At 66.6% G+C, this 23,210-nt stretch carries 21 protein-coding genes; 7 read left to right on the forward strand and 14 right to left on the reverse strand.

All coding sequences use genetic code 11. The features are described from left to right. Positions 1-22 precede the first annotated feature (22 nt). Together gltX and G467_RS0107200 are read right to left on the reverse strand one after the other, a co-directional pair. The gene (gltX, locus tag G467_RS0107195) at positions 23-1,432 is read right to left on the reverse strand and encodes a glutamate--tRNA ligase (protein ID WP_026802457.1); all 1,410 of its coding nucleotides are present in this window, start codon (positions 1,430-1,432) and stop codon (positions 23-25) included. A gap of 70 nt (positions 1,433-1,502) precedes the next feature. Continuing rightward, complete coding sequence (locus G467_RS0107200) at positions 1,503-1,946, reverse strand: DUF4399 domain-containing protein (protein WP_245559042.1); 444 nt, start codon at positions 1,944-1,946, stop codon at positions 1,503-1,505. 96 nt (positions 1,947-2,042) lie between these two features. Here G467_RS0107200 and G467_RS0107205 point away from each other — a divergent pair, with 96 nt between their 5' ends. Further along, entirely contained in the window at positions 2,043-2,681 is a 639-nt protein-coding gene (locus tag G467_RS0107205; protein WP_022969062.1) for a peptidylprolyl isomerase, read from the forward strand. 3 nt (positions 2,682-2,684) lie between these two features. After that, positions 2,685-3,416 (forward strand): UDP-2,3-diacylglucosamine diphosphatase, encoded by a 732-nt coding sequence (gene lpxH, locus G467_RS0107210; RefSeq protein ID WP_022969063.1) that lies wholly within the window; start codon positions 2,685-2,687, stop codon positions 3,414-3,416. Positions 3,417-3,427: 11 nt separating this feature from the next. On the opposite strand, the gene G467_RS17415 is transcribed toward lpxH, so the two are convergent. The 7 genes from G467_RS17415 to serA all read right to left on the reverse strand — a co-directional run bounded on the left by G467_RS17415 (position 3,428) and on the right by serA (position 11,114). After that, a complete protein-coding gene (locus tag G467_RS17415) occupies positions 3,428-4,138 on the reverse strand; it encodes a hypothetical protein (protein WP_022969064.1) in 711 nt (236 codons plus the stop codon). Between the two features lie 9 nt (positions 4,139-4,147). After that, the gene (locus G467_RS0107220; RefSeq protein WP_022969065.1) at positions 4,148-4,954 is read right to left on the reverse strand and encodes a ferritin-like domain-containing protein; all 807 of its coding nucleotides are present in this window, start codon (positions 4,952-4,954) and stop codon (positions 4,148-4,150) included. An 11-nt stretch (positions 4,955-4,965) separates the two neighbouring features. Continuing rightward, on the reverse strand, positions 4,966-6,435 hold the full coding sequence (gene purF, locus G467_RS0107225; protein ID WP_022969066.1) for an amidophosphoribosyltransferase: 1,470 nt from the start codon (positions 6,433-6,435) through the stop codon (positions 4,966-4,968). Between the two features lie 38 nt (positions 6,436-6,473). Further along, a complete protein-coding gene (locus G467_RS0107230) occupies positions 6,474-7,508 on the reverse strand; it encodes an SPOR domain-containing protein (protein WP_022969067.1) in 1,035 nt (344 codons plus the stop codon). A 53-nt stretch (positions 7,509-7,561) separates the two neighbouring features. Continuing rightward, positions 7,562-8,824, reverse strand: coding sequence for a bifunctional tetrahydrofolate synthase/dihydrofolate synthase (folC, locus tag G467_RS0107235; RefSeq protein WP_022969068.1), 1,263 nt, complete (start codon positions 8,822-8,824; stop codon positions 7,562-7,564). Positions 8,825-8,831: 7 nt separating this feature from the next. Beyond that, positions 8,832-9,476, reverse strand: a complete 645-nt coding sequence (locus G467_RS0107240; protein ID WP_022969069.1) for a histidine phosphatase family protein — start codon at positions 9,474-9,476, stop codon at positions 8,832-8,834. A gap of 75 nt (positions 9,477-9,551) precedes the next feature. Continuing rightward, on the reverse strand, positions 9,552-11,114 hold the full coding sequence (gene serA / locus G467_RS0107245; RefSeq protein ID WP_033397421.1) for a phosphoglycerate dehydrogenase: 1,563 nt from the start codon (positions 11,112-11,114) through the stop codon (positions 9,552-9,554). 423 nt (positions 11,115-11,537) lie between these two features. On the opposite strand from serA, the gene G467_RS0107250 reads away from it, so the two are divergent. The 3 genes from G467_RS0107250 to rapA all read left to right on the forward strand — a co-directional run bounded on the left by G467_RS0107250 (position 11,538) and on the right by rapA (position 18,533). Further along, positions 11,538-13,652, forward strand: a complete 2,115-nt coding sequence (locus tag G467_RS0107250) for a M13 family metallopeptidase (RefSeq protein ID WP_022969071.1) — start codon at positions 11,538-11,540, stop codon at positions 13,650-13,652. Positions 13,653-13,768: 116 nt separating this feature from the next. Beyond that, positions 13,769-15,670 (forward strand): M13 family metallopeptidase, encoded by a 1,902-nt coding sequence (locus tag G467_RS0107255; protein WP_022969072.1) that lies wholly within the window; start codon positions 13,769-13,771, stop codon positions 15,668-15,670. 1 nt (position 15,671) lies between these two features. After that, positions 15,672-18,533, forward strand: coding sequence for an RNA polymerase-associated protein RapA (gene rapA, locus G467_RS0107260; RefSeq protein WP_022969073.1), 2,862 nt, complete (start codon positions 15,672-15,674; stop codon positions 18,531-18,533). 3 nt (positions 18,534-18,536) lie between these two features. Here rapA and G467_RS0107265 read toward each other — a convergent pair whose 3' ends face one another. Both G467_RS0107265 and G467_RS0107270 read right to left on the reverse strand, forming a co-directional pair. Then, positions 18,537-19,223, reverse strand: a complete 687-nt coding sequence (locus G467_RS0107265; RefSeq protein WP_022969074.1) for a rhomboid family intramembrane serine protease — start codon at positions 19,221-19,223, stop codon at positions 18,537-18,539. Positions 19,224-19,282: 59 nt separating this feature from the next. Then, positions 19,283-19,957 carry a rhomboid family intramembrane serine protease gene (locus tag G467_RS0107270; RefSeq protein ID WP_022969075.1) on the reverse strand — a complete coding sequence of 225 codons (675 nt, stop codon included), beginning with the start codon at positions 19,955-19,957 and terminating at the stop codon, positions 19,283-19,285. Between the two features lie 39 nt (positions 19,958-19,996). Between G467_RS0107270 and G467_RS0107275 the strand changes: the two genes are divergently transcribed. Then, positions 19,997-20,620: a 2OG-Fe(II) oxygenase gene (locus G467_RS0107275; RefSeq protein WP_022969076.1), complete on the forward strand. Its 624-nt coding sequence runs from the start codon at positions 19,997-19,999 to the stop codon at positions 20,618-20,620. A 13-nt stretch (positions 20,621-20,633) separates the two neighbouring features. Here the strand turns inward: G467_RS0107275 and G467_RS0107280 are convergent, their stop codons facing one another. Beyond that, the gene (locus tag G467_RS0107280; RefSeq protein ID WP_022969077.1) at positions 20,634-20,963 is read right to left on the reverse strand and encodes an MGMT family protein; all 330 of its coding nucleotides are present in this window, start codon (positions 20,961-20,963) and stop codon (positions 20,634-20,636) included. 38 nt (positions 20,964-21,001) lie between these two features. Here G467_RS0107280 and G467_RS0107285 point away from each other — a divergent pair, with 38 nt between their 5' ends. Continuing rightward, entirely contained in the window at positions 21,002-21,409 is a 408-nt protein-coding gene (locus tag G467_RS0107285) for a hypothetical protein (protein WP_022969078.1), read from the forward strand. 27 nt (positions 21,410-21,436) lie between these two features. On the opposite strand, the gene G467_RS0107290 is transcribed toward G467_RS0107285, so the two are convergent. Both G467_RS0107290 and G467_RS0107295 read right to left on the reverse strand, forming a co-directional pair. Further along, the gene (locus tag G467_RS0107290) at positions 21,437-22,555 is read right to left on the reverse strand and encodes an inorganic phosphate transporter (RefSeq protein WP_022969079.1); all 1,119 of its coding nucleotides are present in this window, start codon (positions 22,553-22,555) and stop codon (positions 21,437-21,439) included. A gap of 10 nt (positions 22,556-22,565) precedes the next feature. After that, complete coding sequence (locus tag G467_RS0107295) at positions 22,566-23,195, reverse strand: DUF47 domain-containing protein (RefSeq protein ID WP_022969080.1); 630 nt, start codon at positions 23,193-23,195, stop codon at positions 22,566-22,568. Between the last annotated feature and the right edge of the window lie 15 nt (positions 23,196-23,210).

Raw genomic sequence — 23,210 nt, forward strand, 5'->3', positions numbered from 1 at the left:
TTGGGCTTGCTCCGGGCGGGTTTCAAGCCGCCGACCGGCGGACGCGGATCAAGGCCGCGTCGATGCGCGCCAGCGCCTCGGCCTGGCCGGCCAGGAACACCGTGTGCTCGATCGACGGCGACACCTGCGTACCGGTGATCGCGACGCGCAGCGGCTGGGCGATCTTGCCCAGACCCACCGACAACGCTTCGCCGGTCGCCGCCAGCGCGGCATGCACGGATTCGGGCGACCACTCGCCGATGAGGGCCAGGCGATCGCGCACCGCCACGAGCGGCGCTTCCGCTGCCGCGACCAGATGCTTGGCGACGGCGGCTTCGTCGTAGGTTTCCAGCGGCAGATACCAGACCGCGGCGCGCGCCGCCATGTCCTTGAGCGTCTGCACGCGATCGCGCAACGCCACCACGACGTCGGCGGGTTTCGGGCCACGTGCGAGGTCGTAGCCGGCCTGCGTGAGATGCCAGACGAAATGCTTGGCGACCTCGTTCGGATCGTCGCTCTTGAGATAGTGCTGGTTGAGCCAGCCGAGCTTGTCCGGGTCCAGGCGCGAAGCCTTGGAATTGACGTTTTCGATCTGGAACAGCGCGATCATCTCGTCCTTGCTGAAGATTTCCTGGTCGCCATGCGACCAGCCCAGGCGGACGAGATAGTTCATCAGCGCATGCGGCAGATAGCCGTCGTCGCGGTACTGCATGACATTGGCCGCACCGTGACGCTTGGACAGCTTGTTGCCCTCGGGGTCGAGGATCATCGGCATGTGCGAGAAATGCGGCACCGTCGCGCCGAGCGCGTGGTAGATGTTGATCTGGCGCGGCGTGTTGTTGACGTGGTCGTCGCCGCGGATCACGTCGGTGATCTGCATGTCGAGATCGTCGACGACGACGGCGAAGTTGTAGGTCGGATAGCCGTCGGAGCGGAAGATCACCAGATCGTCGAGCTCGGTATTGCTCCACTCGATGCGACCCTTGATCTTGTCCTCGAACACGACGCTGCCGGTCAGCGGGTTCTTGAAGCGGATCACGCGGTTCGGGTCGTCGCGGAACGGCGCATTGGCGTCGCGGTAGGCGCCGTTGTAACGCGGCTTTTCCTTGATCGCGAGCGCGGCGTCGCGCATCGCTTCGAGTTCTTCCTTGGTCTCGTAGGCGTAGTAGGCCTTGCCGTCGGCGACCATCTGCTCGGCAACCTGGCGATAGCGGTCCAGGCGCTGGGTCTGGTAAATCGGACCCTCGTCGTATTCCAGGCCCATCCAGTCCATCGCGTCGAGGATGGCCTGCACGGCCTCCTGCGTGGAGCGTTCCTGGTCGGTGTCCTCGACACGCAGCACGAACTGGCCGCCGCGGCGGCGTGCTTCCAGATAGCAATAGAGCGCCGTGCGGGCGCCGCCGATATGCAGGAAACCGGTGGGACTGGGGGCAAAACGGGTGCGGCAGGTCATCGGGCCGGGCTCGAAGGGCGAGAACCGGCGATTTTACCGGAGCCCAGGCTCCGGTGCCGCCTCCCTGCCCTCAGTGCCCGACCGTGGTCAGGCGAATCTGCTCGGACACCAGCGGCGGCGTATGCGGGACATGGCTGCCATCGGCGAAAACCAGCTGGAGCGTGTGCTTTCCGGCCGGCAGCTTGAGCGTCACTTCGGTCTGACCCTTGCCGAAATGCAGGTGCTTGTCGTCCATCGGGATCGGCTGGTTCAGGTCCGGCAGGGGCGAATCGATGATCAGGTGATGATGCCCGGTGTTTTCCACCTGGGTGCCGGCCGGGGCGACGCCCATGCCGCGCAGGCCGAAGCGGATCGTCACTTCGCCGCTGATGACCGAGCCGCTCTTGGGCGAAATGAAATACACCTCGGCGTCCGGCGCAGAAGGCGAACGCGGCAGGCCATCGGCCACGGCCGTGCCGACCAGGGCAAGGGACAACAGGCTCAGACCAAGGACACGATGGGACATGCGGTTCATGAAACCTCCAGGGCTCGGCAACGGGTGGACGCTCTCCGGGCCGAATCTTATCCCGCCGGCCGGCGAACGGGCGCGGCCGCGGGTTAAAATGCGCGCATGAACACATCCCGTCGCCGTCTCACCGCCCTGCTGCTCACCCTCGCCGGGCTCTTCGCCACCGCCGCCATCGCCCAGACCGAAACCACCGCCGTCGCTCGTCCGACGGAGAACGTGGCAGCGGCCGGCCCGCGCGTGGTGCTGGAAACCCGCCTCGGCCGCATCGTGATCGAACTGTATCCGGCGAAGGCGCCGCGCACGGTCGAGAATTTCCTGTCCTATGTCCGCGACGGCCACTACAACGGCACCGTCTTCCATCGCGTGATTCCCGATCTGCTGATCCAGGGCGGCGCGTTCACCTCGGACCTGCAGCAAAAACCCGAGCGCGCTCCGATCGCCAACGAGTCCAACAACGGCCTGTCAAACCTGCGCGGCACGATCGCCGCCGCCCGTCGCGCCGGCGAGAAGGATTCGGCGCGCGCGCAGTTCTTCATCAACACCGTCGACAACCGCCAGCTCGACTACCACGGCGACGCCAGCGCGTTCACCACCGGCTATTGCGTGTTCGGTCGCGTCGTCGAAGGCCTGGATGTCATCGACAAGATCCGCGCCCTGCCGACCGCCGCCAAAGCGCCGTTCGCCGCCGACGTGCCGGTGACGCCGGTGCTGATCGAACGCGCCCAGATCCTCTCGGAATAGTCCGTGACCACGCTGTTCATTTCCGATCTGCATCTGGACGAGTCGCGTCCGGAGATCACGCACCTGTTCCTCGCTTTCCTGCGCGAGGAAGCGCGCTCAGCCGAAGCGCTGTACATCCTCGGCGACCTGTTCGAGGCCTGGCTCGGCGACGACGACCGCAGTCCGCTCACCGATGCGGTACGGCAGGCGCTGCGCGCGCTGGTGACGGCCGGCGTGCCGGTGTCGTTCCTGCGCGGCAATCGCGATTTTCTGGTCGGCACGGATTTCGCCGCCGAGACCGGTGTGACCCTGCTGCCCGATCCCTGCGTCATGGTGCTTTACGGCGAACCGACCCTGGTCATGCATGGCGACCTGTTGTGCACGGACGACCTGGCCTACCAGGCGTTTCGCAAGCAGGTGCGCGATCCGGCCTGGCAGGAAACTTTCCTCGCGCAACCGCTGCCCGCGCGCCAGGCCTTCGCCGCGCAGGCCCGCGCCGCGAGCCAGCAGCGCCAGGCCGGCCTGATCGCCGCCAATACGCTGGAAGCGATCACCGACGTGAATGCCGCGGCGGTCGAAGACACGATGCAGCGCTTTGGCGTGACCCGACTCATCCACGGCCACACGCACCGACCGGCGATCCATGCCCTGACCGCAGGCGGTCATCGCGCGCACCGCGTCGTACTCGGCGACTGGTACGAACAGGGATCGGTGCTGCGCGTATCGTCCGACGGCTACGCGCTCACGGCGCTGTAGCCGAGCCGCCTTCAGGGCTTGGCGTAACGTGCCGGATCGTAGCCGTCGACCTCAAAAACCAGCGAAGGAATCGTGCCGCTGCCTTTAGGCAGGGTGATGCGGACTTTTTTCGCTGCCTCGAGTGCGACGATGAATTTCTTCTCGTCGACGATGAACAGCGCCGGCCCCTTGCCGGAATCGGCCTGCTTGCCGGTCCATGCGCTCGCTGGCGCGTCGTCGAATGCGATGCCGATCGAACACGGCCGCCCGCAATCGAAATTCTTCTGCGCCAGCAGCAAGTAGGCACTGCGGCCCCAGGACGGATGATCGCGCAGGACCAGGCGCGCATCGGCGGTCGGTGCGATCTCGCCCTCCTCGACCGGCACGGTGCGGCTGTAGATCGCGGCACTGCGCTGCGTACCGCCGCCATCCGCATCGACCGCCTGGTAATCCCAGAGCTCCTGCAGGCGACGTTCCTCGCGCACGGCTTCCGCGTGGGCGCGCGTGTCGGCGAGTGTCGCGGAGAGCTTGCCCGCGGCACCGCTGTTGCCGTACTTGTCGCGCAACAGGTCGGCTTTTTCCTCTGCGCCCAGCCAGTCGCCGTTCGCGCGCGCGGCCTCGTATTCGGCGAACCATTGCGCCGACATAGCCACGTCGGCCTCGGACAGCACCGGTTCTTCGTCGCTCGCCGGCGTGCAGCTGGCCAAGGCGAGCATCAGGACGATGGCGAGACTCGGGCGCATCGGCAAACCTCAGTGTTTTTCGGACAATGCCGACAGTAACGCCATCTCGCTGTCGGCGAAACCAGCGGCGGCGCGCGCCGGGCGATTGAACGGCCCGCGGATCGCACCCTTGGCATGATCGCGAATCAGCGCGATGAAGGTCGCTTCCGGCGCAAGCCCTTCGCGTTCGCAGCACCAGACGAACCAGCGGCTGCCGATCGCGACATGGCGTACTTCCTCGTCGAGGATCAGTTCGAGCAGGCACGCGGATGCCTCGTCGCCGAGGCCGCGCAGACGGGCGATCATGCCCGGCGTGACATCGAGCCCGCGCGCTTCCAGTACGCGCGGCACCAGGGCCATGCGCGCCAGGCAGGAGTCGGCGGTTTTCTCCGCCATTTCCCACAGGCCGTTGTGTGCGCCGAAGTCGCCGTAGGCATAGCCCAGCTCCTGCAGACGCTGCGACAGCAGGGAAAAATGCCGCGCCTCGTCGTCGGCCACGCTCAGCCAGTCCGCGTAGAACGGCTCGGGCATGCCGCGAAACCGGTAGGCGGCGTCGAGCGCAAGATTGATCGCGTTGAATTCGATATGCGCGATCGCATGCAGGAAGGCGGCGCGGCCCTCGACACTGCCTAGTCCGCGCTGCGGCGTATCACGCGGCGCAACGAGTTCGGGACGCGGTGGCCGGCCGGGCGCGCGAATGGCGTCGGCGGGTGTGACCTCATCGCTGCCGGGCAACTGGCCGGCAGCGTGCAGACGGGCGGTTTCCCGGGTCGCGGCGACCTTCGCGGCAGGGTCGCCCGCGTCCAGGCAGGCTCGCAGGCTCGGGAAAAAACGCATGCGCGCGCCGCTCAGCTCGCGCGACGCTTGAGCTTGGATTCGTCGTTGCGCGCCTGCTGCAGGCGCTCGAAATATCCCGGCTCGATGCCGGTGACGTATTCGCCGGTAAAGCAGGACGAATCGAAGGTCGTGTGCTTCTTCTTCGGGCCCGCCACCGCTTCCTCGAGATCGGCGATGTCCTGATAGATCAGCCAGTCGCAACCGAGCAGGGTCTGCACTTCGGCTTCGGTGCGGCCATGCGCGACGAGTTCGCTCGCGGCCGGCATGTCGATGCCGTAGACGTTCGGAAAGCGCACCGGCGGCGCGGCCGAAGCGAGATAGACCTTGCGGGCGCCGGCGTCGCGCGCCATCTGGATGATCTGTTCGGACGTCGTGCCACGCACGATGGAGTCGTCGACCAGCAGCACCACGCGATCCTTGAACTCCAGCGGGATCGGATTGAGCTTGCGGCGTACCGATTTCACCCGCTCGCCCTGGCCGGGCATGATGAAGGTGCGGCCGATGTAGCGATTCTTGATGAAGCCTTCGCGGTATTTCACGCCGAGCAGGTTGGCGATTTCCAGCGCGGCGTCGCGCGAGGTGTCCGGAATCGGGATCACCACGTCGATGTCATGGTCCGGACGCAGGCGCTGGATCTTCTCGCCGAGCTTGACGCCCATGCGCATGCGCGCCTTGTGCACGGAGATGTCGTCCATCATCGAGTCGGGACGCGCGAAGTACACGTATTCGAAAATGCAGGGCGTGTGCTTGGCCGCGGGCGCGCAGATCTCGCTGATCAGTTCGCCGCGCGAGGTGATCACCAGCGCTTCGCCGGGCGCGACGTCGCGCACACGGGCGAAACCGAGGATGTCGAGCGCCACCGATTCCGACGCGACCGCGTATTCGACGCCACCGGCGGCTTCGCGCTTGCCCAGCACGAGCGGACGAATGCCGTTGGGATCGCGGAAGGCGACCAGACCCAGGCCGAGCACCATGCTGACGATCGCGTAACCGCCCTTGCAGCGGCGATGCACGCCGGCGACGGCGGCGATCGCCGACTTCGGCGTCAGCGCGCCTTGCTCCTGCAGCTCGTGCGCGAACACGTTGAGCAGGACTTCGGAATCGGATTCGGTGTTGATGTTGCGGCTGTCCTGCTCGAATACCTCGCGGCGCAGCGCGTCGGTATTGATGAGGTTGCCGTTGTGCGCCAGCGCGATGCCGAACGGCGAGTTGACGTAGAACGGCTGTGCCTCGTCCGAGCCGGCGGAACCGGCGGTCGGATACCGGCAATGACCGATGCCGACGCGACCGGTCAGCAGCTGCATCTGCGGCGCGTCGAAGACATCCTTCACCAGGCCGTTGCCCTTGTGGAGGCGGATCTTGTTGCCGTCCACCGTGGCGATGCCGGCAGCATCCTGGCCGCGGTGCTGCAGCACGGTCAGCCCGTCGTAGAGGGCCGCTGCCACGTCACTGGTGCCGACGATACCGATGATGCCGCACATAAACTTCTCCGATGACGCCGGACGATCGACGCTGGTTGTCAGGGATTGGGAACGACGATCCCGGAGGCGCCGAGTTTCTGGTTGACCGAATCGCGCAGGGCTTCCGCGGCCGGGCGATCGGCGACCGGTCCAACGCGAACGCGATAACGCGCACCGGCATCGGTATCGACACGCTGCACGAAGGCACTGAAGCCCTGGGCGCGCGCGCGATCACGCAAAGCGATCGCTTCGGCTTCGACACTGGGCGCAGCGAGCTGCACAGCGAAACCAGTGCCGACATTGCTGGTCGGCTTGCTTGCCGCGGGCGCGGCGGGCGTCGCCGGCTTCGGGGCCGGCGTGGCGGGCGTCGCGACCGGTTTGGCGGCGGCGCCATCGAGCGTCACCACCTTGCTGCTGCCGCCGGCGATGCCGTCGGCGCGCAGACGCGCGGCTTCGGCCGTGGCGCGATCGGCATACGGTCCGACGCGCACACGCAGGGCCGGCTTGCCGCCGACATCGACCTTGTCGGTGTTGACCGGCAGTTTCGCGGCACGCAGACGCGCGACCAGCGCATTGGCATTGTCGAGATTGCTGAAGGTGCCGATTGTCACCGAGTAGTTGCCGCCAGCGACGGCTGCCGGTGCGGCAGGCGGCGGCGTGACGACGGGCTTGGGCGGTACCGGCGTGGTGGCCGGCAGCGGCTTAGGCGGGGTGACCACAGCTGTTTCCGGCTTCGGCGGCGTGATCGCCGGCGTCACGGCCGGCGTGGTCGCGGGCGCGGTGGTCGCGGGCGGCGTCACCACCGTCGTATCCGGCGTGGGCAACGTATCGGTGCCGGCGGGCACAGGCGTCGTCGCCGGCGGCGCGGTATCCATCCCGAGCACGCCGCCGGGTGGCGTGGCGGTGTCGGGTGCGGACAGCGGCAGTTCGTGGGTTTCGAATTTCTGGTCGGGCGAAGCCGGCATCGTCAGCGGCACTTCGGCGGCGTCGGGCGCTTTGACGTCGGGGCCCTTGAGCAGCATGGGCAGGAAGATGATGGCCAGCGCCGCCAGGACGGCGGCACCGATCAGGCGCTGTTTGAGCGAGGATTCCATGCGGTCAACCTGCCGGGGGAACAGACGCGAATTATAGCCTGTCGCCGCCGCGCTCAACCGCCCCGCAATGCATCGGCCACGGTATGGAACGAGCCGAACACCAGGACCCGATCCTGCGCCTGGGCCGCGCCCCGGGCGGCTGTCAGCGCATCGGCGACGCGGTCGAACGCAACGATGCGTTCAGGATCCAGCTGCGACGCGAGGCGCTCGGCCAGGGCGGCACCGGTCAGCCCGCGCGCGCCCGCATCGTGGATGCCGGCCACGTACCAGCGCGCGATGCCGTCGGCCAGGGTCGCGACGACGGCCTCGATGTCCTTGTCCTTCAGGGCACTGAATACCGCGAACGTCGGTTTCGGATGCGCGCGCAACCAGTCGGCGAGCTGGCGTGCCGCCTGCGGATTGTGGGCGACATCGAGCACGACCTCGGGCGCTTCGGCGATGCGCTGCAGTCGGCCGGGCACGCGCGCGGCGGCGACACCCTTGCGCATCGCGGCATCGCCGATCCGGACCGGCAAGGCACGCAAGGTCGCGATGGCCGCGGCGGCGTTATCGAGTTGGGCGGGAGCGGCCAACTCAGGGAACGGAAGCTCGATTTCATGACCGGGTTCGCGCCAGCGCCAACCGTCGTCGAGACGGTCGATGAGGTAGTCGGAATGGCCGCGAATCGCGAACGCGCCGAGTTCGTAGGCGCGACGCAGGACCGACGAGGGCGGATCCTTCTCGCCAAGCACACAGGGTTTGCCCGCACGCAGGATGCCGGCCTTGTCGGCGCCGATGGCCTCGCGATCGGGACCGAGGTAGTCCTGATGATCGAGATCGACGGTGGTGATGACGGCGACGTCGGCATCCACGAGATTGACCGCATCGAGCTTGCCGCCGAGCCCGACTTCGAGAATCGCCAGATCGGGCTGGAACTGCTCGAACACCAGCAGCGCGGCCAGCGTGCCGAACTCGAAATAGGTCAGGGGCACGGGATCGGCGGGGTCGCGCAGACGCGCGGCTTCGATCCGTTCGAACGCGGCGATCAACTGCGCGTCGTCGGCGTCGGCGCCGTCGAGACGCACGCGTTCGTTGTAGCGCAACAGATGTGGCGAGGTGAAAGCCGCCACTTTCAATCCGGCCGCGCGCGCGATCGCCTCGATGAAGGCGACCGTCGAGCCCTTGCCATTGGTGCCGCCGACCACCACGACGTGTTTGCCCGGCCGGCCGATCTGCAGGCGCCGCGCGACTTCGCGCACGCGATCGAGCCCCATTGCGATGGTTTGCGGATGGGTGCGCAGCTGGTAGTCCAGCCAGTCTTCCAACGAACGATTCATGCGCGAATTATAGAGCGCGATGGACCGCTTCGCCGAACAGGGCGGTGTGGTGGTTGCAGTCGTTGAGGCGTACGACCTCGAGGTGATCGACGTCCGGGCCCTCGAGCAGATTGAGCGTGGTCGGCGCCTGCCGGAACGACCACAGCCGCGACAATGGCAAGCCGAGGATCTTGCAGAGCAGCACCCGATTGACCGCATCGTGCGCGACGATGAGCAGGGTGTCGTTCTCGCCCAGTCCCGCGCAGGCGCGCGCGAACGCCGGCCATGCGCGATCAAGCACCTGCTGCAGCGATTCGCCGCCCGGCATCTGCACCGATTCGGGCGTTTCCCGCCACGCCGCAAGGCGCTCGGGATCGCGCTCGCGGATTTCGCTGGCGAGCAGCCCTTCCCAATCCCCGTGTGCGATTTCCTGCAGACCCGCATCGAACAGCAGCTTGCTCGCGCGGCTGTCGCCCAACGCGAGTTGCGCCGTGCGCGTCGCCCGCACCAGCGGCGACGCCACCGACCGCGTTATCTGCACGAAGCGCAGGCGCTGGCCGAGTTTGTTGGCCTGCGCTTCGCCGACCTCCGAGAGCGGGATGTCCATTTGTCCCTGATAGCGGCCGGCCGCGTTCCAGGGCGTTTCACCATGTCTTGCCAGAAGTATTTTCATTCGAACATCCAAATTCCAGGAAAAGGCGCCGCCCTGCCCTCGCTCGCGCGAACGACCGGGCGGCGCAGAGCCGACTCAGACCATCGCCAAGGCGACGATGCCGGGAATCGTGCGCAGACCGACCAGCTGCTGCTCGGAAACTTCCCGATCGACCGTGATCGCCGCAACGGCCTGGCCATCGCCTTTCGCGCCGAGCGAGAAATTGATGATGTTGATCCCGGCCGCACCGAGGTGCGAACCGACCAGGCCGATCACGCCCGGACGATCTTCGTTGCGCATGAGCAGGATGTGCGCGCCCGGATCGAAATCGAGTTCGACGCCGTCCAGACGCACCACCCGCGGGCCTCGATGCAGGGTCGCTTCGATTTCGCGCACGCCGGCCTCGCCTTCGACGCGGATGCGCAACAGACGATCGAAACCGTCGCCGTCGCCGCCGAGCGTTTCCGAGACCTGCAGTCCGCGCGCGGCGGCCTCATGCAGCGCATTGACCGGCGTGACACGGCCCGAGGCCGAACCGAGCAGGGCCGCGACCAGCAGGCGCGACAGCGGACGCGTATCCAGGGCTTCGGTGCGGCCGGCGTAGGTGATCTGCAGCTGCGTCGGCGCCGGGACCAGGCGCGCGGACAACTTGCCCAGCGCCGTCATCAGCGGCATCCACGGACCGACTTCGCGTGCCGCTTCGGCGGTCAGCGGCGGCAGATTGACGCAGCCCGCGACGGCGCCGGTCTTGAGGAAGTCGATGATCTGGCGCGCGAGTATCGTGCTCACGGCCTGCTGGGCTTCGCTGGTCGAGGCGCCGAGGTGCGGCGTCAGGATCAGCTTGGCGTTGTTGCGCAGCGGCGACTCCTTCTGCAGCGGCTCGGTCACGAAGGTGTCGAGCGCGGCACCTGCGAGATGGCCTTCGTCGAGCAGACGCAGCAGCGCTTCTTCGTCGATGAGACCACCACGCGCAGCATTGATCAGGTAGCTGCCCTTTTTCATCGCGCGCATCTGCGCTTCACCGATGAGGTTGGTCGTTTCCTTGGTGCGCGGGATGTGCAGCGTGATGATGTCGGCCCAGGCGAGCAGTTCGTCGAGCGACTTCATCGGCACGCTCATGCGACCGGCCGCGGACGCAGGCAGGAAGGGATCGTAGGCAGCGACTTCCATGCCGATACCCGCGGCCTTGCGCGCGACCGTCGCGCCGATGCGGCCCAGACCGATGACGCCGAGCTTCTTGCCCTCGAGCTCGAAGCCGGTGAGGCCGTTTTTCGGCCATTCGCCGGCTTTCATGCCGGCGTCGGCGCGCGGAATGTGCCGTGCCAGCGCGAACAGCAGGGAAATCGCGTGTTCCGCCGCCGCCAGCGTATTGCCGTCCGGGGCGTTCATCACGGCGATGCCACGGGCCGTCGCCGCGTCGACATCAATGGTGTCGACACCGGCGCCGGCGCGGCCGATGACCTTGAGCTTGGCCGCCTTGGCCAAGGCATCGGCCCCGACGAGGGTGGCGGAGCGGACGAGGATCACGTCGTAGTCAGCCAGTTTGTCGGCCAGGACTTGCGGGTCCTTGATCGGTTCGCTGACATCCACCGTGTAACCGGCTTCTTTGAACAGCGTCAGGCCGTCGGCGTGAATGCCGTCGCAGGCGAGGATGCGCATGGGTAACTCCAGGTGGGGGAAGGGTCGTGGTGCGCCGGAGAAAACACGGACGCGGGAACCCCATGCACGAGGAGCGTGGCCTGAGCAGGCCGGGTGAAACAGACGAATTGTCGGGCAACCGGAACGGATGCAGCTGTTGCGGCGGCCAGGAGACGGGGCGTCATGCGCATGGGAGTCCTGTACCAACGCCTCGAACATATCAGATATGTCCCGAGAAGGAAGCCCAACCCGGTTTGGGGCACGGTCTTCCCGGGTGTCGACGCCCCAGGGGCGGCCGGGCGATGAAAGCCGGCCGATCTGGCGGCCAAAGCATGACCTTTGGCCCATCGCCGCCCTCGGCGGGAATGGCATACGCTCCCGCGCCTGTCCGCCGTTTTGGCGGTTTTCCGTAACCGACGCCCCCCGGGGGCCTGGAGCTCGATAGTGACCCTGAACACCCTGAAACACGTGACGCTGGCGCTGTCCATCGCCGCCGCGCTCGGCGCCTGCAAGAAACAGGAAGACGCCACGACCGCCACCCCCGCGACCGACGCCGCCCCGGCGCTGACCATCGACGAGTCCAAGCTGCCCAAGCTGCCCGCCTTCAACGTCGGCGACCTCGACGCCGCGACGCCGGTCTGCTCCGACCTCAATGGTTACGTCAACGGCAAGTGGCTCGCCGCCAATCCGGTGCCCGCCGACAAGACCACCTGGGGCAACTTCAACATCCTGCGCGACCGCTCGCTCGCCGTGCAGCAGCAGATCGCCGAAGCCGCCAGCAAGGCCAAGAACCCGGCCGGCAGCAACGAACAGAAGATCGGCGACTTCTACCGCCTCGGCATGGACGAGACCCGTCTCGACGCCGACGGCGCCGCACCGCTCAAGCCGCTGCTTGCGCGCATCGACGCGATCAAGGACGGCGCTGGCGTCAGCGACTTCCTGATCAGCTCGTTCGGCAAGGGCGACCAGTACGTGTTCGGCTTCGGTCCGGGCGAAGATTTCAAGGACGCCAAGAACGTCATCGCCTACGCCCAGGAAGGCGGTCTGTCGCTGCCCGAGCGCGCCTACTACCTCGAGCCGCAGTACGAAGATATTCGCGGCAAGTTCGTCGCCCACGTCGAGCGCATGCTCGTCCTCGGCGGCGTTGACGCCGCAGCCGCCAAGACCCAGGCCGCCGCCGTGCTCGCCGTCGAAACGCAGCTGGCCAAGGCCTCGCTGACGCCGATCGAAGCGCGCGACCCGAAGAACCAGTACAACTTCGTCTCGCTCGCCGATGCCGAAAAAGCCACGCCGCATTTCTCGTGGACCAAGCTGCTCGCCGCCGAAGGCGTCTCGGGCGTCACCGGCTTCTCGCTGAGCCAGCCGAAGTTCTTCGCTGAATTCGACAAGATGCTCACCGGCGTGCCGGCGACCGATTGGCAGGCCTACCTGCGCTACCACGCCATCCTCGGCGGCGCCCCGTTCCTGTCGAACGCCATGACCGAAGAGCGCTTCGGTTTCTACGGCCAGACCCTCAACGGTCAGGAAAAGCAGGAAGACCGCTGGAAGCGCGTGCTCGGCGCCGTGAACGGCACCATGGGCGAAGCCCTGGGCCAGATCTACGTGAAGCAGGTGTTCCCGGAAGAAGCCAAGGCGCAGATGAAGGCCCTGGTCGACAACCTGCGCGAGGCCCTCAAGGCCCGCCTGGAAAACCTCGAGTGGATGAGCGCCGAGACCAAGGCCAAGGCGATCGAAAAGTGGAACACCTTCGATCCGAAGATCGGCTACCCCGACAAGTGGCGTGATTTCAGCGGCCTGACGATCAACCCGGCCGACAGCTACTACGCCAACGCCGAAGCCGCAGGCGCGTTCGAGAACGCGTTCCAGATGGCCAAGATCGGCAAGCCGGCCGATCGCACCGAATGGGGCATGAGCCCGCAGACGGTCAACGCCTACTACAACCCGCTCAAGAACGAGATCGTGTTCCCGGCCGCGATCCTGCAGCCGCCCTTCTTCGATCCGAAGGCGGACCCGGCGCTCAACTACGGCGGCATCGGCGCGGTCATCGGCCACGAAATGCTGCACGGTTTCGACGACCAGGGCAGCCAGTTCGACGCCAGCGGCAACAATGCCAACTGGTGGTCGGATGCAGACATGAAGAACTTCCAGGCCCGTACCGGCAAGCTCGTGCAGCAGTTCGACGATTACGTCGCTCTGAAGGACGACAAGGGCGAGCACCACGTGAAGGGTCAGCTCACGCTCGGCGAGAACATCGCCGACCTGGGCGGCATCACCGTGGCCTACGACGCGATGAAGCGTGCGCAGGGCGCGAACTATGCCGATCCGAAAACCGACGGCTTCACCCAGGATCAGCGCTTCTTCCTGAACTTCGGCACGATCTGGCGCGCCAACATCCGCCCGCAGGCGCTGATGGTTCGCCTTAACACCGATCCGCACTCGCCGGCGATGTTCCGTGCCAACGGCGCGCCGTCGAACCTCGACACGTTCGCCACGGCGTTCTCCTGCAAGGCCGGCGACGCCATGGTCCGCGCGGGCGACAAGAAAGTCGTCATCTGGTAACACGCATCCTCGTCTGTGCGTGAACGACGGCCCGGGCAACCGGGCCGTTTTTTTGTCTGCCGCCGATCGGGTCCCACGAGGGTAGAATCCCGGGTTCGCCCCCAAGGACCTCCGCGATGACCCCAGCCTTTCGCCCCCTGCTCGCGATGCTCGCGTTGACCCTCGTCTCCGGCAGTGCCGAAGCCGCCAAGAAGCCCGCGGCGCCTGCCGCTCCGGCCGCCTGTGCGGACTTCTACGGCAACGTCAACGCCGCCTGGCTCAAGGCGCATCCGCTGCCGGCCGGTGCCGACAGCTTCAGCCGCTGGGACGAACTCAATGCCCTCGCCGCCCAACAGACACGCGACCTGACCCGTTCAGGCACGCGCGTGGGCGACGGCCGCGCCTCGGCCCTGCTCGCCGACCTCATCGCCAGCGGCCAGGACGAAAACGGCATGGACGCAGCCAGCAAGGCGGCGCTCGCCCCGCTGCTCGCCCGCGTGGATGCGATCAAGAAACCCAAGGATCTGGCGCAGGCGCTGATCGCGCTGCAGGCGGCCGGTGTGCCGGTGGTCTACGACTTCGACGTGCTGCGCGATCCGCAGAACGGTCAGCCGCGCGCGACACTCATCCCGAACGGTCTGGGTCTGGCCGACCCGGCGTTCTACGGCTCGGCCGATCCGGAACTGCAGCGCGTCGGTGGTCTGTATCGCGCCTACCTGGCCGACCTGCTGAAATTCTCCGGCGTGCCCGGCGACAAGCTCGCCGAGCAGACCAGCCAGGCGATCACGCTCGAAAACGAACTCGCCCAAGCGATGGCGGCCCCGACGGCGCAGTCGCAATCGCCGGCTGCGGCGGCGAAAGCGTATCCGCAGTTGCTGCTCGCCGACTTCCTCAAGTCGCAGGGCGTGGCTGCTGCGGAAATCACCATCCAGCAGCCGAACTATTTCCGCAACGTCGATCGCATGATCGCCAAGACGCCGGTGCCGCAATGGAAGGCCTATCTGCGCGCGCAGATCCTGCATTCGATGGCGCCGACGCTGGCCAGCGATTACCGTCGCGCCTACGCCAGTCTCGTCGATGACGGCATCGCCAAGCGTCAGCCGCGCACGCAGACCGACCGCGTGGCTTTGCTGGTGCAGGAAGAAGCCGCCGACCTGCTCAGCGCCGCGTACGCCGAGCGCTACGTCAGCGCCGCGCAGGAACAGAAGGCCGACGCGATCGGTGCCGCCATTCGCGCCGCCGGCAAGCGGGCGATCGATCGCGCGACCTGGCTCGATGCCGACGCCAAGACCGCTGCCAACAAGCAGCTCGACGCGATGTATCTGGCGATCGGCAAGCCGATGATCCCCGTCGCATTCACCAGCCTCGCCTTCAATCGCGACCAGTACGCCGCGAACGTGCTCGCCCTGCGCCGCTGGCAGCGCGCGCGTGCGATCGCGCGCCTCGAGCGTCCGATCTGGCCGTGGCCGGTCAGCCAGACGCATCCGGTGGTCGGCTTCGAACCCGCTGAGAATCGCCTGATCGTCACCGCCGCCGCCTTGCAGGCGCCGGTGTTCTCCGGCCAGTCCGACGGTGCCGACTACGGCGCGCTCGGTGCGCTGATGGCACAGCAGATCAGCACGGGCATGCACATGCCGGCCAATGTCGAGCAGGCCTGGGCCACACGCAGCCAGCCGCTGGTCGCGCAGTACAACGCGTATACCGTCGTCGGCGCCAACAAGGTCAACGGCGAGCGCACACGTGCGCAGAACGCCGCCGATCTGGTCGGCGTGGAAATCGCCTGGGATGCGTTCAACACGCAGAGCACGCCCGATTTCGCCGCAAAGAAAGCCTTCTTCGTCGCCTGGGGCTCGCTGTGGGCGCGCCAGGATCGCGATGCCGCCCTGGTCGCTTCCATGCCGACCGCGACCTATGCGCCCGCCAAGTGGCGCGTGAACGGCACCGTGGTCAACCAGCCACTGTTCCCGAAGATCTTCGCGTGCAAGGCCGGCCAGCCGATGTTCAAGGCCGACAAAGACATGGTTTCCCTGCTGCGCTGACATGTCCGACTTCCTGCCCGGCCAACGCTGGTTCAGCAGCGCCGAACCCGAACTCGGTCTGGGCACCGTGCTGCGCCTGGCCGGACGCCAGGTGCAGATCGTGTTCACCGGGTCCGGCGTCCTGCGCCATTACGCGATCGGCAGCGCACCGCTGCTGCGCGCGGCCTTCCGCAGCGGCGACCGCGTGCAGATCGGCGGCGCCGCCAAGGTCGTGGATCGCGTCGAGGACGAACAGGGCCTGCTGCGTTACCACTGCAACGGGCAATGCCATGCCGAAGGCGAACTCGATGCCGAACAGCCGGTTTCGCAGGCCGATGCGCGTCTGCTGGCCGGGCGCGTGGACCGCAACGATCGTTTCGAACTGCGCCGGGAAATCCTGCAGCGCCGTGCCGCTGCGCGCGCACATCCGGGCTGGGGTGTGCTCGGCGCGCGCATCGATCTGATTCCGCATCAATTGCGGGTCGCCGAAACGGCCGCCGCGCGGCGGCCGCCGCGTCTGCTGCTGGCCGATGAAGTCGGTCTGGGCAAGACCATCGAAGCCTGCCTGATCACCGCGCAGCTCATCGCGGCCGGACGTGCGCGCCGCGTACTGATCCTCGTGCCGGAAAGCCTGGTCAACCAGTGGTTCGTCGAACTGCTGCGCCGATTCAACCTCGCGTTCGCGATCTACGATGAAGAGCGTTGCGAATCGATCGAGCTCACCGAAAAAACCGGCAACCCGTTCGAAGACGAACAGCTGGTCATCGCTTCGGTCGATTGGCTCGCATCGCACGACAAACGCGGCGCGCAATTACTGCAGGCCGGCTGGGACCTGCTGCTCGTCGACGAGGCGCATCACCTGGCCTGGTCGCCTGCCGCCGCGAGTCCGGCCTACGATCTGGTCGAAGCGCTCGCCGCACAGACGCCGGCCCTGCTGCTGCTGACCGCGACGCCGGAGCAACTGGGCCTGGGCGGGCATTTCGCGCGCCTGCGCCTGCTCGATCCCGCGCGCTACACCGATCTGGACAGTTTCGTCGCCGAACAGAAGCGCTATCTCGCGCTGTCCGCGCTCGCCGAGCGCCTGCTCGCAAGCGAGTCATTGACGGCCGGCGACATCGAAACTCTCGCGCCCTTGTTCCCCGACGAGGGCGACGCCCTGGCGACGCGCCTGGCGAAGATCGCCGCGGGCGACGAAGCCGCGCGCGACGATCTGCTCGCCGATCTCATCGACCGCCACGGCACCGGCCGCGTGATGATCCGTAACCGACGCAGCGCGGTCGGCGGCTTCCCGACGCGCATCGTGCATGTCGAAACGCTGTCGCTGCCCGACGATCCCGCCCAGGACTACAGCCTGCGCGCGGAATTCGAGCACGATCTGAGTTCTGCCATCGATCCTTTCGACGAAGACGAACCCGCGCACGACTACAAGAACGACCCGCGCACCGACTGGCTGCTGCGCAAGCTCGACGAAATCGCGCCGGCGAAAGCGCTGCTGCTGTGCCGCACGCGCGCCAAGGTGCAGGCGCTGGAAGAAGCATTGCGCCTGCGCAGCGGCCTGCCGGTCGCACGCTTCCACGAAGACATGAACCTGCTGCAGCGCGACCGCAATGCCGCCTATTTCGCCGATCCGGATGGCGCGCGCCTGCTGATCGCCAGCGAGATCGGCGCGGAAGGCCGCAATTTCCAGTTCGCGCAGCACCTGATCTTCTGGGACCTGCCCCTGCATCCGGACATGCTCGAACAGCGCATCGGCCGTCTCGATCGCATCGGCCAGCGCGGCGACGTCAACGTGCATGTCGCGGCGGTCGCCGGCAGTTCGCAGGAAGTGCTGCTGCGCTGGTACCACGAAGGCCTCGACGCCTTCACCGGCGTGGTCGCCGACGGTCGCGAACTGCTGCGCCGCTACGGCGAGGAGCTGATCGGCCTGACCGAAACCGATGCCGAACAACGCGAACCGGCGCTCGCCGCGCTGATCGCCCGCACGCGCACCACGCATGGCGAACTCGCCGAGCTCATTGCGCAGGGCCGCGATCGTCTGCTCGAACTCGGCAGCCGTCGCGGTGCGACCGACGGCGCCCTGCTGCAGTCGCTGCAGACGGACGACGCTTCGGCGCGCGACGACGAATTCCCGATGCGCCTGCTCGAAGCCTTCGGCGTGCATCACGAACCCCTCAGCGAAACCCTGTGGCTGCTCGACCCCGAATATCTGACCACGGAAGGCTTCGAGGAACTCAAGAACGGGCCGCGCCAGGCGACCTTCGACCGCGCTACCGCTCTCGGTCGCGACGACCTGCTCTATCTGCGTGCCGACCATCCGATGCTGCGTTCGGCGCAGGAAATGCTGCTGTCGAGCGAAACGGGCAATGTCGCGTTCCTGATCGACGACAGCCTGCCGCCGCGCAGCGTGATCCTGGAAGCGGTGTTCGTCATCGAATGCGTGGCGAACGAAGCCCTGAACGCCGAGCGCTTCCTGCCGCCGCTGCCGATGAGCATCGCCATCGATACCAAACTGCAGCCGCGCCCGGACTTCGCGCCCAACGAACGCGCGGGCCTGCGCGCTGGCGATCGTCAGTACGACCTGTCGCCGATGCGCAAGGTGCTGTTGACCCTGGTGCCGCCGATGCTCGAACGGGCGCGCAAGGAAAGCGAAACGCGCTCGCTGGATCTGATCGCGCAGGCGCTGGCCCAGGCCGATGCCCTGCTCGGCGGCGAACTGCAGCGCCTGCAGGCGCTGGCTCGTGTCAATCCGGCCGTGCGTGCCGAGGAAATCGCCGCGTTGGCCGACGAGCGCGAGCGTCTGCTGACGGCCTTGCCGACGGCGCGTCCGCGCCTGGATTCCCTGCGACTGGTCGCGAGCGCGGACTTCCTCTCGCTGCGCCGCTGAGGCTCAGTGCACGATACGCAAGTGGTTCTTTTTCTTTTCGGGTTTGCTGTCTTTCCGGCGTTTGCCGAACGGCGGCTCGCCGCGCCAATAGCGAATATGCAGCCAGGCGGCGAGCAGTCCGCCCAGAAATCCGAACTGGCTGACGAGACCCTCGTTCCATAGCCCGAACGCGAGACTGAGCGCGCACATCACGATCACGAGCGTCTTCAGTTTCATCGGAATCGGCGGCAGGATCAGCATGACCTGCTGATTCGGCGCGATGTACGCACAGGCGAACAGGATGCCGTACATCACGCCATCGGCACCGGCGGTGGCCTGGTAGCCGCCCAGCCCTGCGCCATAGGCCAGGGTGGACGCGAGAAACTGCAGCAAGGTCGCACCGATCGCGCAGGCCAGCAGGAACAGACCATAGCGGCGCGCGCCCCACCAGGTCTCCAGCATCAGGCCGCCGAAGAAGTACAAGGTCAAGGCGATGAAAATCAGCTTGCCGCCCAGGTTGACGAACAAATGCGTGACCAGCTGCCACGGCATGAAGTTGCCGAGTACGCCGCCCGCGGAGCCGTCCGCGCCGAACACATTGAGCGGCCACAACAGCAAGTGCATCAGCAGCGCATCGGGCAGCAGCGCGAGCAACAGGCTGGCAGCCGCGGCCCAGAGCAGCTTGAGGGTCAGCGGGGGAATCGAATTCATCGCGTCTCGTCGTCGTTCATGCGATTGCAGAGCACCATCTTATCGCCATCGGCTGCCGGTCAGGGCGAGCTGAAGGGATTGTCGGGCGGCGCCGGCGAGCGCGGCGGCGGACGGCGTCGCCACGCGTACAGCAAGACCGCGCCGAACAGCAGACCGCCGAGATGCGCGAAGTGCGCGACCCCGGACTGTGCGCCGCTGAGCCCCAGGTACAGCTCGATCGCGCCGTAGATCAGCACGGCATAGCGCGCCGGCACGGGCACGGGAATCAGGAAGAAAATGATCCGCGCGCGTGGATAGAACACGGCATAGGCCAGCAGCAGTCCGAAAATCCCGCCCGACGCGCCCACCGTGGGAATGGCGTTGGAGCCGTCGGCTGCGAGCATCGCCGTGGTCACGAACAACTGGCACAGACCGGCACCAAAAACGCAGAACAGGAAAAAGAACAGAAACCTGCGCGAGCCGAGCGCGGACTCCACGGCGGATCCGAACTGATAGAGCGTGAAGCCGTTGAACAGCAGATGCATCGGGCTGCCGTGCATGAGGCCATAGGTCAGCAGCTGCCACGGCTGGAACCCGCCGGTGACCATGCGGCCATCCTGTCCCAGGCCCAGATCGAACCGGCCCAGCGGCCACAGCTCGAAGGCGACGAGATATTCCGCCGGCACCGTCCACTGAATCAGGTAGACAACCACGATGCTGATCAACAGCAGCAATGTCACGGGCGGCAAGCGCATTCGCAAGCTCCGGGAGGGGATGCGCCGTATCATAGCCCGATGACCTCACCTGCCTCAGACATCACCGAAGACGCCTTGCAGGACGTGGCGGAACGATTGGCAGATTCGGGCATCGCCGTCGGCCGGAATCTCTTTTCCGACGCATTGCTCAACGACCTGCTGGACGATGCCCGCAGCCTGGCCGCCGCAGGAACCTTGCGCTCTGCCGCCACGGGCCGCGGCACAGGCAAACAAACCGGCGCGCTGCGCGGCGATGCCACGCTGTGGCTGGACGATCCGGCCTGCGGACCGGCAGCGACACGATTTCTGGCCGAGCTCGACACGCTGCGTCAACGGCTGAACCGGCGCCTGCTGCTGGGTCTGTCGGAAGTGGAGGCGCACTACGCGCTCTATCCGCCCGGCGCTGGGTATGCGCGACACCGCGACCGTTTCCGCGACGACGATGCGCGGGTTCTTTCGCTGGTCTGCTATCTCAATCACGATTGGCCGCCGGAGGCCGGTGGTCAGCTGCGTTTGCATCTGCCCGACGGCGCACGCGACATCGAACCGCAATGCGGTACGACCGTGATCTTCCTCAGCGCCGACATCGAGCACGAAGTCCTGCCGGCCATGCGCGAGCGCTACAGCATCGCCGCCTGGTTCCGTCAGCGTCCCGTCCGATAGTTTCGCGCCGACGTCAGGGCCGCCAGAGAACTTCATCGAGGGTTGCGGCAGCGCGCTGGCCGCGGACACGGCCGTTTTCGACGCGCACGCCTTCCGCGCGTAGGCGTTGTGCCTGCTCGGCGAAGCGCGGATCGTCTTCAGGAAATGCGATGCGCCCGTCCGAGCGCAGGATGCGATGCCAGGGCAGTTTCGGGTCGTCGTTTTCAGACAGCAGGCGCACAACCATCCGCGCCCGTCCCGGCAGCCCCGCACGGCGCGCGATTTCCCCGTAGCCGGCGACCTGCCCGCGCGGAACGGCGCGTATGGCGGCAAATATCCTGTCGGCGGCAGACTTTCCGGGCATGCCGGTTTAGGATACCGTTTCCGAACGAGAATGCCGCCATGTTGAACTTCGAACAAATCCGCAGCCACGTCCAGGGCAAATACAAGATCACCGCACGCGACCCCTACCTGGTCTGCGTCGAACTTTCCCTCGAAAAAGGCACCCGCCACCAGAGCATCTATCTGGCCGAGCTCGACGGCGACGACGGCCGCAAGTTCCTGCGCGTGAACACCGCGCTCGCGCCGATGACCGGCCTGGATGCCAAGCGCACGCTCGCGTTCAACTGGCAGAGCCGCGTCGGCTACATGGCCGTCGGCGAACTCGATGGCGTTCCGTATCTGCAGCTGTGCGAGAACCGTCCCTACGACACGCTGACGGGTTCGGAAATCGATCGTCTGATCCTCGAGATCGGCGGCATGGGCGACAACCTCGAGCGCGAATTGTCCGCAGGCGGCGACCTGCTGTAAGTCGCGGTCAAACCCGCCGAAGCAGGATCAGGCCCAGCCCTGTGACTTGAGCAGACGCACCAGGCCGTAGGCGATGCCGCCGGCGGCGGGGATCGTCAGGATCCACGCCCAGACGATGCGCTCGATCACCGACCACTTCAGCGCGCGCGGATTCTTGGCGAAGCCCACGCCCATGATCGCGGTCGAAATACTGTGCGTCGTCGACACCGGCATGCCGAAATGCGCCGCCGCCACGAGGATCGTCGCCGAACTCGTTTCTGCGGCGAATCCATTGATCGGATGCAGCTTGATCATCTTGTGACCGAGCGTCTTGATGATGCGCCAGCCGCCCATCGCCGTGCCGGCAGCCATGACCAGCGCGCAGCTCACCACGATCCACTTGTCGATCTGATCCTTGCCGCCGTCCGGATGCAGGAAGGCCAGCCACGACGGCAAATTGTCCAGCGTGCCCGAGGCCTGCGCACCGAATAGCGCCAGCGCGATCACGCCCATGGTTTTCTGCGCGTCGTTGGTGCCGTGCGCAAAGCCCATGTAGCCGGCGCTGAGGATCTGCGCCTTGCCGAACACCGCGTTCACCCAGCGCGGCCGGGAAATACGTCCGAGCCAGCCGCCGGCATTGTTCATGCTGCTGATCAGGGCCATGAGGCCGCCCATGATGATCACGCCGAGCAGGAAGCCCGCGACCGGCGAGGAGATCATCGGCACGACGACTTTCCAGTACAGGCCGCTGTTCTTGGCCAGGCTTTCGCCGGTCTTGGCCCAGATCAAGGCATGCCAGTTGTTGTCGGCCGCCGCGAGACCGGCGCCGCAGATGCCGCCGATCAATGCGTGACTCGACGAAGACGGCAAGCCCAGCCACCAGGTGAACAGATTCCAGGCGATGCCGCCGGTCAGCGCGCAGATGATGACCTGCGAGGTGACGTTGACGACTTCCGCGTCGACCAGGCCCGAGGAAATGGTCTTGGCCACGGCCGTGCCGTAGAACGCGCCGATGAGGTTGGTGGCCGCCGCCATCATCACCGCCTGCGTCGGCGTCAGCACCTTGGTGGCGACGACCGTGGCGATGGAATTGGCGGTGTCGTGGAAGCCGTTGATGAATTCGAACACCAACGCCGTCGCAATGACGAGCAGGAGCAGGGTCAACACGGGCTGCTCCTCAGGAGTTCTTCAGGACGACCTGGTGCACCACGTTGCCGGCGTCGCGGCAGCGGTCGATGGCTTTTTCCAGCAGTTCGAACAGGTCCTTGAGGATCAGGTAACGCATCGGATCGGTCTCGCGCGCGTAGGCATCGCGGTACAGCTCCAGGATCAGGCGGTCGGCTTCGGCCTCGATCGCCTGCATCTTGTCGTTGAGGGCCTTGCTGGTGTCGATGTTCATGCCCTGGCGCAGCAGGCCGACCATCTGTTCGATGACTTCGCAGGCGCGCTCGAGCATCTGCGCGCGCGAGGCGAAATCGACGTCGCCCAGCCGCTCGGAGGCCAGGGTGTAGCGCTCGGCGAATTTCTCGACGATTTTCGGGATCTTGTACAGCGCGCTCGACAGCGCATCGATGTCCTCGCGCTCGAGTGCGGTCACGAAAGTATTGACCAGCTCCTGGCTGATCTGTGCGGCCAGGGCCTTCTCGCGCTGGCGGGCCAGCTTGAACTTCTCGAGCGAACGCTGGGCCGGGGCGGTGTCCAGTAGCTCGATCAGGGCCCGGGTGCTCTCACGGGCCGCGGCGGCACTGGATTCGAGCAATCCGTAGAACTTGTCGCCTTTGCCGAAGATGGTCTGGAGAGAAAACATCGCGCCGCCCCTGGT

Source organism: Arenimonas oryziterrae DSM 21050 = YC6267 (assembly GCF_000420545.1).
In the GTDB taxonomy this organism is placed as follows: domain Bacteria; phylum Pseudomonadota; class Gammaproteobacteria; order Xanthomonadales; family Xanthomonadaceae; genus Arenimonas; species Arenimonas oryziterrae.

What these genes read in the sequence shown, in the direction of transcription:
- gltX (WP_026802457.1), bottom strand. Translation starts at nt 1,432, where the DNA reads ATGACCTGCCGCACCCGTTTTGCCCCCAGTCCCACCGGTTTCCTGCAT.
- G467_RS0107200 (WP_245559042.1), bottom strand. Translation starts at nt 1,946, where the DNA reads ATGAACCGCATGTCCCATCGTGTCCTTGGTCTGAGCCTGTTGTCCCTT.
- G467_RS0107205 (WP_022969062.1), top strand. Translation starts at nt 2,043, where the DNA reads ATGAACACATCCCGTCGCCGTCTCACCGCCCTGCTGCTCACCCTCGCC.
- G467_RS17415 (WP_022969064.1), bottom strand. Translation starts at nt 4,138, where the DNA reads ATGCGCCCGAGTCTCGCCATCGTCCTGATGCTCGCCTTGGCCAGCTGC.
- G467_RS0107220 (WP_022969065.1), bottom strand. Translation starts at nt 4,954, where the DNA reads ATGCGTTTTTTCCCGAGCCTGCGAGCCTGCCTGGACGCGGGCGACCCT.
- purF (WP_022969066.1), bottom strand. Translation starts at nt 6,435, where the DNA reads ATGTGCGGCATCATCGGTATCGTCGGCACCAGTGACGTGGCAGCGGCC.
- G467_RS0107230 (WP_022969067.1), bottom strand. Translation starts at nt 7,508, where the DNA reads ATGGAATCCTCGCTCAAACAGCGCCTGATCGGTGCCGCCGTCCTGGCG.
- folC (WP_022969068.1), bottom strand. Translation starts at nt 8,824, where the DNA reads ATGAATCGTTCGTTGGAAGACTGGCTGGACTACCAGCTGCGCACCCAT.
- G467_RS0107240 (WP_022969069.1), bottom strand. Translation starts at nt 9,476, where the DNA reads ATGAAAATACTTCTGGCAAGACATGGTGAAACGCCCTGGAACGCGGCC.
- serA (WP_033397421.1), bottom strand. Translation starts at nt 11,114, where the DNA reads ATGCGCATCCTCGCCTGCGACGGCATTCACGCCGACGGCCTGACGCTG.
- G467_RS0107255 (WP_022969072.1), top strand. Translation starts at nt 13,769, where the DNA reads ATGACCCCAGCCTTTCGCCCCCTGCTCGCGATGCTCGCGTTGACCCTC.
- rapA (WP_022969073.1), top strand. Translation starts at nt 15,672, where the DNA reads ATGTCCGACTTCCTGCCCGGCCAACGCTGGTTCAGCAGCGCCGAACCC.
- G467_RS0107265 (WP_022969074.1), bottom strand. Translation starts at nt 19,223, where the DNA reads ATGAATTCGATTCCCCCGCTGACCCTCAAGCTGCTCTGGGCCGCGGCT.
- G467_RS0107270 (WP_022969075.1), bottom strand. Translation starts at nt 19,957, where the DNA reads ATGCGCTTGCCGCCCGTGACATTGCTGCTGTTGATCAGCATCGTGGTT.
- G467_RS0107275 (WP_022969076.1), top strand. Translation starts at nt 19,997, where the DNA reads ATGACCTCACCTGCCTCAGACATCACCGAAGACGCCTTGCAGGACGTG.
- G467_RS0107280 (WP_022969077.1), bottom strand. Translation starts at nt 20,963, where the DNA reads ATGCCCGGAAAGTCTGCCGCCGACAGGATATTTGCCGCCATACGCGCC.
- G467_RS0107285 (WP_022969078.1), top strand. Translation starts at nt 21,002, where the DNA reads ATGTTGAACTTCGAACAAATCCGCAGCCACGTCCAGGGCAAATACAAG.
- G467_RS0107295 (WP_022969080.1), bottom strand. Translation starts at nt 23,195, where the DNA reads ATGTTTTCTCTCCAGACCATCTTCGGCAAAGGCGACAAGTTCTACGGA.